Genomic DNA, 12,811 nt, shown 5'->3' on the forward strand with positions numbered 1-12,811 from the left:
CACGGCGGCCTGGGCACTCACTGTACCGGAAGCCCGCTTTCCGGTAGCGGCCGGGCCGTCAGGCGTGCAGCGCCTCGTTCAGCACGACCCCGCTGCCCGAGCGGGACAGCACCTCGACCCGGCCGTTCAGCGAGTTGCGCCGGAAGAGCAGCCCGGGCTGCCCGGAGAGCTCCAGCGCCTTCACGGTGCGCTCCTCGCCGTCGCCCACGATCGCGACCTTCGTGCCGGCCGTCACGTAGAGGCCGGCCTCCACGACGGAGTCGTCGCCGATCGAGATGCCGATGCCCGAGTTCGCGCCGAGCAGGGCGCGCTCGCCGATCTCGACGCGTTGGGTGCCGCCGCCCGAGAGGGTGCCCATGATCGAGGCGCCGCCGCCGATGTCGCTGCCGTCGCCGACGACGACGCCCTGCGAGATGCGCCCCTCGACCATCGAGGAGCCGAGCGTGCCGGCGTTGAAGTTCACGAAGCCCTCGTGCATCACCGTCGTGCCCGGCGCGAGGTGCGCGCCGAGGCGCACGCGGGAGGCGTCGGCGATGCGCACCCGCTCGGGGGTGACGTAGTCGAGCAGCCGCGGGAACTTGTCGAGGCCGGTGGCGTGGATGCCGTGCCGCTGGAGGGCCGGGCGAAGCCGGTCGAAGTCGCTCGGGTGCACGGGGCCGGCATTCGTCCAGACGACGGCAGGCAGGTGCCCGAAGATCCCGTCGAGGTTCAGCCCGTTCGGCCGGACCAGGAGGTGCGAGAGCAGGTGCAGCCGGAGGTAGGCGTCGGCGGTGCCGGCGGGCGCCGCATCGAGCTCGATCTCGACGGTGACCGCCTCGATGGTGACGGCTCGGCGCTCGTCGGCGCCGGTGAGCGCTTCGATCTCGGCGGGCAGGATCCAGCGCTCACGGCCGGCGGGCAGGCCGCCGAGGGCGGGGGACGGGAACCAGGCGTCGAGCACCGTGCCGTCGGCGGCGATCGTGGCGAGGCCGTCGGCCCAGGCGCGGCGGTCGGAGGCGGGGGCGGCGTTCGCGGACATGCCTTCCAGCGTATCGAGCGCGGCAGGGGTGTGACGCCCGCGGTCCACCCGATGCCCCTGAGATGCCCGACCGGACCGGAGACGCCCGACCGGACCGGAGCCGCCCGCATAGACTCGGGGGATGCCGGACGCACACGCCACCCACGCCCTCGACCTCGCCGCGGACGTCGTGACGATCACGCGGGCGATCTGCGACGTCCCGAGCGTCTCGGGAGAGGAGCGGGCGCTGGCCGACCTCGTCGTGCAGGCGCTCGCCGGGGCATCCCACCTGGAGGTCATCCGCGACGGCGACGCCGTCGTCGCGCGCACGAATCTCGGCCGTGACCGGCGCGTCGTCATCGCCGGCCACCTCGACACCGTGCCGATCAACGGCAACGTGCCGAGCCGCTTCGAGACCGACCCCGACGGCGCCGAGTTCCTCTGGGGTCGCGGCACCGTCGACATGAAGGCCGGCGTCGCGGTGCAGCTGAAACTGGCCGCAGAACTCGCCGAGCCCGCCGTCGACGTCACCTGGGTCTGGTACGACCACGAAGAGGTCTCCGCGGCGCTCAACGGCCTCGGGCGCATCGCCCGCACGCGGCCGGAGCTGCTCGCCGGGGACTTCGCGATCCTCGGCGAACCGTCGAACGGGCAGGTCGAGGGCGGCTGCAACGGCACCCTCCGCGCCGAGGTGCGCACGCACGGCGTCCGCGCCCACTCCGCCCGGAGCTGGGTCGGCGACAACGCCATCCACAAGCTCGCTCCCGCGCTCACGAAACTCGCCGCCTACGAGGCCGAGACGGTCGAGGTCGACGGTCTGGCGTACCGCGAGGGGCTGAACGCGGTCGTCGTGAACGGGGGCGTGGCCGGCAACGTCATCCCCGACGAGGCGGTGCTCGCGGTGAACTACCGCTTCGCGCCGTCGAAGTCCGCCGCCGACGCTGCGGCGTTCGTCACGGCCTTCTTCGAGGGCTACGACGTCGTCGTCGTGGATGCCGCGGACGGTGCGCGCCCCGGGCTCGACGACCCGCTCGCGCAGGAGTTCGTGCGCGCCGTCGGTGCGGAGGCGCGGCCGAAGTACGGCTGGACGGATGTCGCCAGGTTCAGCGCGATGGGGGTGCCCGCCGTGAACTTCGGCCCCGGCGACCCGCTGAAGGCGCACGCCGACGACGAGCGCGTCGCGGTGCACCAGATCATCGACTGCGAGCGCGCCCTGCGCGCCTGGCTCAGCGGCGCTGCCTGAGGCATCCGATGCCGGTGTCCGCCGCGCCGTCGCCAGAGACGGTCAGGGTGTCGCGGTGGTCGCCGCGCGTGCGCTGGCGGCTCCTGCCGTGGTGGGGGCGCATCGCCCTCATCTGGGTCGCCGCGCGCGCCGTCACGACCGTGTTCGTGCTGATCTTCGCCGACGGCCAGCTCGCGAACGCGTGGACCGGTGGGAAGCCCGACCTCTTCGCCTTCTCGAACCTCTGGGATGCCCGCTGGTACCAGATCATCGCGACGAGCGGCTACCCGAGCGAGCTGCCGCTCGACGACGGCGGACACGTCGCCGAGAACGCCTGGGCGTTCCTACCGGTGTTCCCGGCGCTCGTACGGGGCGTGACCTTCCTCGGCGTCGGCTGGAACGTCGCCTCGGTGCTCGTCGCGTTCGCCGCGGGCCTCGGCGCCGCCCTCGTGCTGCACCGGCTGCTGTCCCGCTTCCTCGAGCCCGACCGTGCGATGTTCGCGATCGTGCTGTTCGCGGTCGCGCCCGTCTCGCCGATCATGCAGTTCGGCTACGCGGAGTCGCTCGGCGCCCTGCTGCTCGCCGTCGCCCTGCTCCTCCTCGTCGAGCGGCGATACGGATGGCTCGTGCCGGTGCTCGCGGTGTGGGCGTTCACCCGGCCGGGGGCGCTCGCCTTCGCGCTCACCCTCGGGCTGCACTTCATCGTGCGCTGGTGGCGGCGGCGCGACGACCCGTTCCCGCTGCGCGAGCAGCTCGTCGTCATCGGCGTCGGGCTCTTCGCCGCCGCGGTCGGCTTCGCCTGGCCGGGCATCGTGTGGGCGGTGACCGGCGACCCGGCCGGCTACACGGAGACGGAGCTGGCCTGGCGCGCCGGCTACATCGGGCACCAGGAGCTCGTCCCGTTCACCGCGTGGTTCCAGGGCGGGGCCTGGTGGGCGCACTTCGTCGGGCTCCCGGCGTGGGTCGGCATCGTCGGCGTCGTCGCGGTGATCGGCGCGTTCGCCGTCGTGCTGCTGCTGCCCGCCGTGCGACGGCTCGGCACCGACATCCGCCTCTGGCTCGTCTCCTACGCCCTCTACCTGCTCGCGGTGTTCTTCCCGCAGTCGAGCACGTTCCGCATCGTGATGCCGATGTTCCCGCTCGTCGGTGCGCTCGCCGCGCCACGCGCGCGGTGGTACCGCTGGAGCATCGTCGTCGTGTTCCTGGCCCTGCAGTGGGTGTGGCTGCACGTGTGCTGGGCGGTGTCCGCGTACGACTGGAGTCCGCCCTGACGCGCGAGTGAATTCTTCACACAACTCGCCCGGGATTTCCGAAGGACTCCTGACATGGCAGATAATGGAAGCTCAGCCACGAAAGGGGTAACTCAATGGCGGCTATGAAGCCACGCACCGGAGACGGGCCGATGGAGGCTGTGAAAGAGGGGCGACTCATCATCGTGCGTGTGCCGCTCGAGGGCGGGGGACGTCTCGTGGTGTCGGTCAACGACGCCGAGGCGAAAGAGCTGTACGACGTGCTCGGGGGCGTAGTCAACGTCTGAGACGCGTCGAGCCGGGTGCCGATGACGCACCCGCGGCTCAGCGCCACGAGAGAGGCCCGAGCGCAGCAGCGCTCGGGCCTCTCGGCGTCTCGGGCTCAGGCGCCCTTTGACTTAGGAGCCGAGCCGCACGATCTGCAGCAGGCCGTCGCCGACCGGCGAGATGGCCGTCGCGACCGCGGGGGATGCCTCGAGCTCCGAGATGAGCGAGCGGAAGGCGGTCGCCGTCTCGTCCCGCTTCGCGGGGTCGGCCACGCGGCCGCGCCAGAGCGCGTGCGCGACGACGACGCTGCCGCCTGGCCGGGCGAGCCGGAGGCCGTGCTCGACGTACTCGATCACCGAGGCCGCGTCGGCGTCGACGAACACGAGGTCGTACGAGCTCTCGTTCATGCGGGGGAGCACCTCGCCGGCGCGGCCGGTGATGAGCCGGATGCGGGCCGCCTGCACACCGGCGTCGGCGAAGTGCTGCCGGGCGTGCTGCTGGTACTCGGTCTCGGTGTCGATCGACGTGAGCATGGCGCCGCGGGCGTGCCGCAGCATCCACAGCCCCGAGACACCCACGCCGGTGCCGAGCTCGATGATCGACTCGGCGCGGCTGGCGGCGGCGAGCAGGGCCAGCTGCGCGCCGACCGCGGGCGAGACCGGGTCGATGCCGAGCTCGAGGGACTGCTGTCGGGCGCGGACGATCGCGTCGCTCTCGACGACGGCGTCATCGGCGTACTTCCAGTTCAGGTCGTGTTCGGACACTTCCGGTCTCCCGCTCTCTCAACCCCCAAGGATAGGGGTGGCCGCGGGGTGTGCTCGTGCGCCTCGCCGCCGACTATCCTGTATGAGTGTTCGGTCTGACGTTCGAGAAACTCCTCATCATCGGGGTGATCGCCGTCTTCCTGCTCGGCCCGGAGCGACTGCCGCACTACGCGGCGCAGCTCGGCCGGCTCGTGCGCTCGCTCCGCGACCTCGCGAGCGGTGCGAAGGACCGCATGCGCGAGGAGATGGGTCCGGACTTCGACGACGTCGACTGGAAGAAGCTCGACCCGCGGCAGTACGATCCGCGACGGATCATCCGCGAGGCCCTCTCCGACGTCGACCCCTTCGCCGAGGAAGCGCCGAAGCCGGTCGTCGCCCGCGCCTCGGTGAACGAGAACTCCGCCTACCTGCAGCGCAAGCGCAAGCGCGAGGCCCTCGGCGCCGACGAGGCGGCGCCGTTCGACTCCGAAGCGACCTGAGCCGGGCCTCGGCCGTGCGAGGGCTGCCGGCGCCGAGTGTGGCGCCGAGGCATCCGTCCCTCAGCGGCGGCGCAGCGCCGCCAGCCCCCGGGCGAGCAGGAGCAGCAGCGGAGCCTGCTCGCGGTACTCGCCCGCCCAGCGGGGGAGCTGCAGCAGACCCGTCGTCGCCGAGATCGTGACCGGCTCGACGAAGCGCAGCAGGCCCTCCGGACCGTTGCGCCGGCCGACGCCGGACTGCTTCTGCCCGCCCATCGGCGCAGCGACCGAGGCGAACGTGCCGCGGTAGCCCTCGTTGATGTTCACGCTGCCGGCCTCGAGCCGCTCGGCAACACGCTGACCCCGAGCGACGGATCCGGTGAAGATCGCCGCGTTCAGCCCGTACTCGCTCGCGTTGGCGGCCTGGATCGCCTCCTCCTCGCTGTCGACGAGGTAGAGCGAGGCGATGGCGCCGAAGGTCTCCTCGGCGTACACACGCATCTCGGGCGTGACGCCCGTCAGCACGGTCGGCGAGAAGAACCAGGGGCCGACGTCGGGGCGCGGCGTGCCGCCGACGAGAACGGTGGCGCCCTTCGCGACCGCGTCGTCGAGGTGGCCGGTGACGCGCTCGAGCTGGGCGGCGGAGGCGAGCGAGCCGAAGTCGGCGTCGAAGTCCAGCGCCGACCCGAGCTTCGCCGCCGCCAGTTCGGCGACGAGCGCCTTCTGGAATGGGCCGGCGACCGCGCGGTGCACGTAAATGCGCTCGATCGACACGCACAGCTGGCCCATCGCCGAGAAGCAGGCGTGGGCCGCGTTGGCCGCCGCCCGCTCGGGGTCGACGTCGTCGAGCACGATGAGCGGGTTCTTGCCGCCGAGCTCGAGCGAGGCCCCGACGAGGCGACGCCCGGCCTTCTCGGCGATCTTGCGCCCGGTGGCGGTCGACCCGGTGAAGCAGACGTAGTCGACCTCGTCGGTCAGCGCCTCGCCGACCTCGCCGGCCGGGCCCGCGACGACCGCCCAGAGCGCCTCCGGCACGCCGGCCTCGATGAAGGCGCGGCGCAGCGCGAGGATGGAGAGCGCGCCCTGGTCGTCGGCCTTCTGCACCACGGCGCAGCCGGCGGCGAGGGCCGGCACGACGTCCATGGCGGCGAGGCTCAGCGCGTAGTTCCACGGCGTGATGACACCGACGACGCCCTTCGAGCGGTAGCGCACCCGGGTCGTCGCGACGGTCGGGATGCCGCTGCGCCGGCGTCGTCCGCGCAGCACCCGCTTCGCGGCGAGGGCGTTGTAGCGGGTCACGGACGCCGCCTGGAAGATCTCCTCGAAGCCCTGCCCGCGGGTCTTGCCGCTCTCGAGCTGGATGAGGTCGAGGAGCAGCTCCCGCCGCTCGAGCAGCAGCTCGTGCGCGCGGAGGAGGACCCGACGGCGGTGCGCGAAGCCGGCACGGGCCCAGGCGAGCTGCGCGAGCCGCGCGCGCGAGATCGCGTCGCGCACGTCGTCGGCGCTCGACTGCGGCAGCTCGTGGAGCGTCTCGCCGGTGGACGGAGTGGGCACGGGGCGGGTGACGGAGCCCGAGGCGACCACATCGTCGTCGAGGCTCGCGTACAGGGCGTCGAAGGCCGTCTGCGCTGGCATGCGCACAGTCTAGGTCAACTGTCCCACTTCGAGCCCTGATGCCCTAGGCTGCCTCCATGCCCGCACCGGAGCGCACGCTGTCGCGCGGTGTCGTCACCCGCTACGCGATCGGCTCGATCGGCACCGGCGGCTTCGCGACGCTGCCAGGACTCGTCCTCGTCTACTACCTGACCGACACCCTTGGCGTGGCCGCGCTCGCGGCCGGCGCGGTCGTCACCGCCGCCAAGGTGTGGGACGTCCTCATCGACCCCTGGATCGGCGGACGCAGCGACCGTGCGCTCGCCACGAGCGGCAGCCGCCGGCGCGGCATGCTGATCGGGGCGATCGGGCTGCCGATCGGCTTCGCGCTGACCTTCGCGGTCGTGCCCGGCCTCGGCCCCGTGGCATCCGGGATCTGGGTGTTCCTCGCGTTCCTCGCGACCGCGACCTTTTTCAGCCTCTTCCAGGTGCCCTACATCGCCCTGCCCGCCGAGCTCACCCGCGGCTACGACGAGCGCACGAGGCTGCTCACCTGGCGCGTCGTCGTCCTCACCGTCGCCATCCTGCTCTTCGGCGCCGGCGGCCCCGAGCTGCGCGGCGCCTTCGCGGACGAGCACGTCGGCTACCTCGTCATGGCGGTCGTCGCCGGGCTCGCGATCGGCGCCGGCATGCTCGTGGCGACGACGATCGCCCCGCGCCGGAGCGGCGCGCCCCCCGCGAGCGCTCCCGTGCCCGACCGTGCCGCGACGACCGCCGCGGGCGCGCTCGCGGGCTACCGGGAGGGCTTCGCCGCCCTCCGTCGCAGCGCCCCGTTCCGCGCGCTGCTCGGCACCTTCGTGCTGCAGGGCCTCGCCACCGGCCTCATGCTGGCCGGCGCCCAGTTCGTCGCGACCTGGGTGCTCCGCGACGAACAGGCCGTCACGCTCCTGTTCGTCTCCCTCATCGCCCCCGCCGTGCTCGTGACGCCGCTCTGGCAGCTCGTCGCGCGGCGCATCGGCAAGGAGCGCGGCTTCGTCGTCGCGAGCGCGCTCTTCGCGCTCGCCGCGACGAGCATGGTCGCGCTCGTCTGGACACCCGGTGCGTGGGTGTACGCGCCCGTCGCGATCGCCGGGGCTGCGTACGCCGGCATGCAGTCGCTGCCCATGGCGATGCTGCCCGACGTCATCTCGCACGACGCGCGCCGGAGCGGCCTCGATCGGGCCGGCAGCTTCGGGGGCGTGTGGACCGCGGGGGAGACCGCGGGCATGGCGCTCGGCGCGACCGTGCTCACGATCGTGCTCGCGCTCACCGGCTACCTGGAATCGACCGCCGGCGTCACCGTGCAGCAGCCGGACTCCGCCGTCGCCGGCATCGCGATCGCCTTCAGCGTCGTTCCCGCCGTGCTCGTCGCCGCGAGCCTCGTCTCGCTGCGCGGCTACCGGCTCCGGCGCGAGGACATCGACGACGACGCCGGCGCCGCGCTCGCCGGAGAGGAGAGGACGACCGCATGAGCTTCCAGCAGGACCCGGCCGAGGTGCTCGCACGCCTCGGCGCGCTCCGCGAGGGCGACGCGCCGACCCACGGCGGACGGGTGCTCTCCTACGTCTACGACTCCGGCCGGGCCGAACTCGACGAGCTCGCCGCAGGTGCCGCCCGACTCGTGCAGCCGGTGAACGGACTCGACCCCACCACGTTCACCTCGGTCGCGGTCATGGAGCGCGAGCTCCTCGCCTTCGCCCGCGAGGCCTTCCACGGCGACGCCGACGTCGTCGGCTCGGCCACCTCCGGCGGAACCGAGAGCTGTCTGCTCGCCGTGAAGACCGCCCGCGACGTCTGGCGGGCGGCAGGCGGCACCGGACGCCCCCGCCTCGTCGCCCCGTCGACCGTGCACGCCGCCTTCCACAAGGCCGCCGAGCTCTTCGACCTCGAGCTCGAACTCGTCCCCGTGAGCGGCTACGACGGACGCCCCGACCCTGCGGCCTTCGCCGAGCGGCTCGGGCCCGACGTGGCGCTCGCGGTCGTGAGCGCCCCCTCGTACCCCTTCGCCTCGCTCGACCCCGTCGCCGAGATCGCGGCGCTCGCCGAGGCTGCGGGCGTCCCGCTCCACGTCGACGCCTGCATCGGCGGCTTCGCGCTCGCGTTCTGGCCCGAGCCGCTCCCCGCCTGGGACTTCCGCGTCCCGGGCGTCACGAGCCTCTCCGCCGACCTGCACAAGTACGGCTACGCGCCCAAGGGCGTCTCGGTGCTGCTCACCCGCGGTCGCGACCGCCAGCGGCACCAGTACTTCGCGACGACGGGATGGCCCGGCTACCCGGTCGTGAACCCCACCCTCGCCGGCTCGAAGCCCGCCGGTCCGCTCGCCGCGGCCTGGGCGATCACGCAGGCCCTCGGGCGTCCGGGCTTCGCCGAGCTGACCGCCGAGGCGGCCAGAGCGACGGCCGCGATCATCGACGCCGTGCGCGGCATCGCCGGCTTGCGCCTCGTCGGCGAGCCGACCGGACCGCTGCTCGCGGTCGAATCCGATCTCGACGTCGAGCCCGAGCAGCGGGTCGACCCGCACCGCTGGGCCGACGCCGCGCTCGCCGCGGGCTGGCAACTGCAGCTGCAGCCCGGCTTCGCCCAGCCTGGGGGAGCGGCGCTTCCGCGCACCGCGCATCTCACCGTCACGCCCGTGACCGAGCGGGTGCTGCCCGAACTGCTGCCGGCGCTCGTCGGCGCGGCCGACGCGGTGCGCGGCCTGCCGCCGATCGACGGCGCCGCGGTGCTCGGCGAGTTCCTCGCCGCCCGGCCGGAGCTCGCCGCGGCGCTCCTGCCGAGCGCCGACAGCGGCGCGGGCGCAGCCGGACCGCTCGAGCTGGGCTCGGACCAGGCGGCCGGGCTGCTCGGCTCGCTGGGACTGCTCGGCGGCGAGGAGCCGCTCGCGACGCGGCTCGCGCCGGTGCTCGCCCTCGTCGAGGTCCTGCCGCGGCCGCTCACCGAGCGGCTGCTCGTCGAGCTCCTGGCGTGTGCCGTGGAGCCCGTCGAGGCATCCTGACCCCAGCTTCTCGACGTGCCCGACTTTCATGAAAGTCGGGCAACTCGAGGATTTTCGACTTGCCCGACTTTCATGAAAGTCGGGCAAGTCTGGGGTGGGCCGCGTCAGCGGAGCGAGACGTCGAGACGCCGGCCGGCGAGATTGCGCGGACGGGCCGCGAGCTCGCCCGCCAGCTGTTCGATCGCGCGTGCGGCCGGATCGTCGGGTGCGGCGTGCACGACCGGATCGCCGGCGTCGCCGCCCTCCCGGAGCGCGACCGACAACGGCACGCTCGCGAGCAGGGGCACCGGGGCGTCCTGCCCCTCTGAGAGCCGCCGGGCGACCTCGGCGCCGCCGCCAGAGCCGAACAGCTCGAGCACCGTGCCGTCCGGTCCGGCGAGGCCGGCCATGTTCTCGACGACGCCGATGAGCCGCTGACCGGTCTGTCGGGCGACGACCCCCGAGCGCTCGGCGACGTCGGCCGCCGCCGGCTGCGGGGTCGTCACGACGACCACCTCGGCGTTCGGCAGCAGCTGGCCGAGCGAGATGGCGATGTCGCCCGTCCCCGGTGGAAGATCCACGAGGAGCACGTCGAGGTCACCGAAGTAGACGTCGGTGAGGAACTGCGAGAGCGTGCGGTGCAGCATCGGTCCGCGCCAGGCCACGGCGACCGAGGACGCGCGCTGGCCGGGCTCCGTCGGCTCGATGAACATGCCGATCGAGATGGTCTTCACCCCGTGCGCCACGGGCGGCAGGATCATCTCGTCGACCCGCGTCGGCTTGGCCGGGGTGCCCTCCGCGTCGACGAGGCCCAGGAGGGCGGGGATCGAGAAGCCGTGCACATCGGCGTCGACGAGGCCCACCGCGAGACCGCGCGCGGCGAGCGCGACGGCGAGGTTCACCGTGATCGTCGACTTGCCGACGCCGCCCTTGCCGCTCGTGATCGCGATCACCCGGGTCAGGGTGCCCGGCCCGAAGGGGTTGCCGCGCGGGCGGCCGGCGCGCAGTCGCTCGGTGAGGGCGTTCCGCTGGGCGGGCGTCATCACGGTGAGTTCGACGTCGGCGTTGCCGGCGCCGGCCACGGACTCGGCGGCCGTGCGGACGTCGCGCTCGATGCGGTCGGATGCCGGGCAGCCGACGATGGTGAGCCGGACGACCACCCGGACACGGCCCGACTCGTCGGCCGTCACCGACTCGATCATGTCCAGCTCGGGCAGCGGCCGACGGATCTCCGGATCGGTCACGCCGCCGAGCGCTGCGGAGACGCGACGCTCGAGCTCGGCGGGGGACATCCCGCTTCCGCCCGTGGGCACTGCGGCGCCCGCGTCGGCGTCAGGATGCGGCATGCTCCGCCTCCTCCTCGTCGCGGCGGTCGAGCTCGTCGAGGATCTGGCGCAGCTCCTGACGGATGAACTCCTTCGAGGCGAGCTCCTTCACGGCGAGGCGGAGCGCGACGACCTCGCGGGCGAGGTACTCGGTGTCGGCGAGGTTGCGCTCGGCGCGCTGACGGTCCTGCTGGATCTGCACGCGGTCGCGGTCATCCTGGCGGTTCTGCGCGAGCAGGATGAGCGGCGCGGCGTAGCTCGCCTGCAGGGAGAGGATCAGCGTCAGCACCGTGAAGCCGAACGCCTGCGAGTCGAAGCGCCACTCCTCGGGGGCGTAGCTGTTCCACATCAACCAGGCGACGCAGAACACCGTCAGGCCGAGCAGGAACCAGGGCGTGCCCATCGCCCGCGCCACCCACTCGGTGAAGCGGCCGAATCGGTCGCGGTCGCCCGAGAGGCGGAAGGGCGACGATCGCAGCATGCCCTTCGGGGTGTCGAATCGCCGGTCGTCGTCAGCGCGTGCCATCGCCTGCCCTCCTTCCCTGCGGGATGGGGATGCTCCCCGTGGTCAGCTGCGCGCGGGCGGTCGCCCGGCGAGTGAGTTCGTCCTCCTCGGGGTGACTTCGCCAGTCGTCCGGAAGCAGGTAGTCGAGCACGTCATCGATGGTCACCACCCCGACGAGTCGATGCTTCTCGTCGACGACCGGCACCGAGACGAGGTCGTAGCTCGCGAGGATGCGGCTGACCTCCGCGGCCGAGGTGTCGGCGCGTACCGGCTCGAGGCCCTGGTCGATGAGCGAGCCCAGCCGCTCGTGCGGCGGGTAGCGGAGCATCCGCTGGAAGTGCACGATGCCGAGGAAGCGCCCGGTCGGCGCCTCGTACGGCGGCAGGGTGACGCAGACCGCGGCGCCGAGCGCGGGCGGCAGGTCGTGCCGGCGGATGAGCGCGAGCCCCTCCGCGACGGTCGCGTCGGCCGAGACGATGATGGGCTCCGTGGTCATCAGACCGCCGGCCGTGTCGGGGCCGTAGGAGAGCAGGAGACGCACGTCCTCCGCCTCCTCGGGCTCCATGAGTTCGAGCAGGTGCTCGCCGCGCTCCTCGGGCAGCTGGGCGATGAGGTCGGCGGCGTCATCGGGCTGCATGCGGTCGAGCACGTCGGCGGCGCGGTCGTCGCCGAGGCCTGCGAGGATCGTGACCTGCTCCGACTCGGGCATCTCCTCGAGCACGTCGGCGAGGCGCTCGTCGGGGAGCTCCTCGGCGACCTCCTGGCGGCGCTGGGGCGGCAGGTCGAGCAGGGTGTTGGCGAGGTCGGCGGGCTTCAGCTCGGAGTACGTCGCGATGAGCTGCTCGGCGGACTGCGCCTCTCCCGGCGCGTTCGCCTCGCGGACCTCGCGCCAGGTGACGTACGCGGACTGCCCCTTCGCGAACGGCGAGGCGCTCGCCTTCGGCCGGCGCACGAAGAGCTGGTCGACCTCCCACTCGCCGGGCTCGCGCTCCTCGATCGCGACGTCCTCGATGGTGGCCTGCCCGCTGCCGTCGTTGAAGGCGACCTTGCGGCCCAGCATCTCGGCGATGACGCGCACCTCACCGCCGCGCTGCTCGAAGCGGCGGAGGTTGATGAGCCCGGTTGTGATGACCTGGCCGCCGCCGATGGAGGTGACACGGCCGATGGAGAGGAAGACGCGGCGCTTGCCCGGCACCTCGACGATGAGCCCGACGACCCGGGGCGGGTCCGATTTGCGGTAGACGACGAGGACATCGCGCACGCGGCCGACCCGATCGCCGGCGGGGTCGAAGACGGCGCACCCGGCAAGTCGGGCGACGAAGACTCTCGTGGCGCTCACGGATACCAACCTAGTCCCCGGTCCTGAACGCGGAGCCCGTCGGGGCCCCGGCGCTCCGAGCTCGTCGAGGGGTGGGGTGGT

General features: G+C 73.0%; 12 protein-coding genes. 6 read left to right on the forward strand and 6 right to left on the reverse strand.

Annotated features, from left to right (window positions below; genetic code table 11):
- Nucleotides 1-58: 58 nt before the first annotated feature.
- A complete protein-coding gene (dapD, locus tag QSJ60_RS08785; RefSeq protein WP_285463342.1) occupies nucleotides 59-1,018 on the reverse strand; it encodes a 2,3,4,5-tetrahydropyridine-2,6-dicarboxylate N-succinyltransferase in 960 nt (319 codons plus the stop codon).
- A gap of 121 nt (nucleotides 1,019-1,139) precedes the next feature.
- Between dapD and dapE the strand changes: the two genes are divergently transcribed.
- From dapE to QSJ60_RS08800, 3 genes are all read left to right on the forward strand, one after another.
- A complete protein-coding gene (gene dapE, locus QSJ60_RS08790) occupies nucleotides 1,140-2,240 on the forward strand; it encodes a succinyl-diaminopimelate desuccinylase (RefSeq protein ID WP_285463343.1) in 1,101 nt (366 codons plus the stop codon).
- A gap of 47 nt (nucleotides 2,241-2,287) precedes the next feature.
- A complete protein-coding gene (locus QSJ60_RS08795; protein ID WP_285463344.1) occupies nucleotides 2,288-3,490 on the forward strand; it encodes a putative hexosyltransferase in 1,203 nt (400 codons plus the stop codon).
- A 95-nt stretch (nucleotides 3,491-3,585) separates the two neighbouring features.
- Complete coding sequence (locus QSJ60_RS08800; protein WP_189084574.1) at nucleotides 3,586-3,756, forward strand: DUF3117 domain-containing protein; 171 nt, start codon at nucleotides 3,586-3,588, stop codon at nucleotides 3,754-3,756.
- Between the two features lie 111 nt (nucleotides 3,757-3,867).
- Here the strand turns inward: QSJ60_RS08800 and QSJ60_RS08805 are convergent, their stop codons facing one another.
- Complete coding sequence (locus QSJ60_RS08805) at nucleotides 3,868-4,500, reverse strand: O-methyltransferase (RefSeq protein WP_230766196.1); 633 nt, start codon at nucleotides 4,498-4,500, stop codon at nucleotides 3,868-3,870.
- Nucleotides 4,501-4,586: 86 nt separating this feature from the next.
- Here QSJ60_RS08805 and QSJ60_RS08810 point away from each other — a divergent pair, with 86 nt between their 5' ends.
- Nucleotides 4,587-4,979 carry a sec-independent translocase gene (locus QSJ60_RS08810; protein ID WP_230766195.1) on the forward strand — a complete coding sequence of 131 codons (393 nt, stop codon included), beginning with the start codon at nucleotides 4,587-4,589 and terminating at the stop codon, nucleotides 4,977-4,979.
- A 60-nt stretch (nucleotides 4,980-5,039) separates the two neighbouring features.
- Here QSJ60_RS08810 and QSJ60_RS08815 read toward each other — a convergent pair whose 3' ends face one another.
- Nucleotides 5,040-6,590: a succinic semialdehyde dehydrogenase gene (locus QSJ60_RS08815; RefSeq protein WP_285463346.1), complete on the reverse strand. Its 1,551-nt coding sequence runs from the start codon at nucleotides 6,588-6,590 to the stop codon at nucleotides 5,040-5,042.
- A gap of 56 nt (nucleotides 6,591-6,646) precedes the next feature.
- On the opposite strand from QSJ60_RS08815, the gene QSJ60_RS08820 reads away from it, so the two are divergent.
- Nucleotides 6,647-8,059, forward strand: a complete 1,413-nt coding sequence (locus QSJ60_RS08820; protein ID WP_285463347.1) for an MFS transporter — start codon at nucleotides 6,647-6,649, stop codon at nucleotides 8,057-8,059.
- Nucleotides 8,056-9,582 carry a pyridoxal phosphate-dependent decarboxylase family protein gene (locus tag QSJ60_RS08825; RefSeq protein ID WP_285463349.1) on the forward strand — a complete coding sequence of 509 codons (1,527 nt, stop codon included), beginning with the start codon at nucleotides 8,056-8,058 and terminating at the stop codon, nucleotides 9,580-9,582. Before QSJ60_RS08820 ends, QSJ60_RS08825 begins: the two co-directional genes overlap by 4 nt.
- A 104-nt stretch (nucleotides 9,583-9,686) precedes the next feature.
- Here QSJ60_RS08825 and QSJ60_RS08830 read toward each other — a convergent pair whose 3' ends face one another.
- From QSJ60_RS08830 to QSJ60_RS08840, 3 genes are read right to left on the reverse strand one after another with little or no spacing between them, the layout of a single operon-like run.
- On the reverse strand, nucleotides 9,687-10,907 hold the full coding sequence (locus tag QSJ60_RS08830; protein ID WP_502871382.1) for an Mrp/NBP35 family ATP-binding protein: 1,221 nt from the start codon (nucleotides 10,905-10,907) through the stop codon (nucleotides 9,687-9,689).
- Nucleotides 10,894-11,412 (reverse strand): DUF1003 domain-containing protein, encoded by a 519-nt coding sequence (locus tag QSJ60_RS08835; RefSeq protein ID WP_189084581.1) that lies wholly within the window; start codon nucleotides 11,410-11,412, stop codon nucleotides 10,894-10,896. Before QSJ60_RS08835 ends, QSJ60_RS08830 begins: the two co-directional genes overlap by 14 nt.
- Nucleotides 11,399-12,730: a magnesium transporter MgtE N-terminal domain-containing protein gene (locus tag QSJ60_RS08840; protein ID WP_189084582.1), complete on the reverse strand. Its 1,332-nt coding sequence runs from the start codon at nucleotides 12,728-12,730 to the stop codon at nucleotides 11,399-11,401. The genes QSJ60_RS08835 and QSJ60_RS08840 overlap by 14 nt, the downstream gene beginning before the upstream one ends.
- Between the last annotated feature and the right edge of the window lie 81 nt (nucleotides 12,731-12,811).

Source organism: Agromyces sp. NBRC 114283 (assembly GCF_030268405.1).
Lineage (GTDB): Bacteria > Actinomycetota > Actinomycetes > Actinomycetales > Microbacteriaceae > Agromyces > Agromyces mediolanus.

Excerpts from the sequence above, each read along its gene's own strand:
- dapD (WP_285463342.1), bottom strand. The coding sequence starts at position 1,018 with ATGTCCGCGAACGCCGCCCCCGCCTCCGACCGCCGCGCCTGGGCCGAC.
- dapE (WP_285463343.1), top strand. The coding sequence starts at position 1,140 with ATGCCGGACGCACACGCCACCCACGCCCTCGACCTCGCCGCGGACGTC.
- QSJ60_RS08800 (WP_189084574.1), top strand. The coding sequence starts at position 3,586 with ATGGCGGCTATGAAGCCACGCACCGGAGACGGGCCGATGGAGGCTGTG.
- QSJ60_RS08815 (WP_285463346.1), bottom strand. The coding sequence starts at position 6,590 with ATGCCAGCGCAGACGGCCTTCGACGCCCTGTACGCGAGCCTCGACGAC.
- QSJ60_RS08820 (WP_285463347.1), top strand. The coding sequence starts at position 6,647 with ATGCCCGCACCGGAGCGCACGCTGTCGCGCGGTGTCGTCACCCGCTAC.
- QSJ60_RS08825 (WP_285463349.1), top strand. The coding sequence starts at position 8,056 with ATGAGCTTCCAGCAGGACCCGGCCGAGGTGCTCGCACGCCTCGGCGCG.
- QSJ60_RS08830 (WP_502871382.1), bottom strand. The coding sequence starts at position 10,907 with ATGCCGCATCCTGACGCCGACGCGGGCGCCGCAGTGCCCACGGGCGGA.
- QSJ60_RS08835 (WP_189084581.1), bottom strand. The coding sequence starts at position 11,412 with ATGGCACGCGCTGACGACGACCGGCGATTCGACACCCCGAAGGGCATG.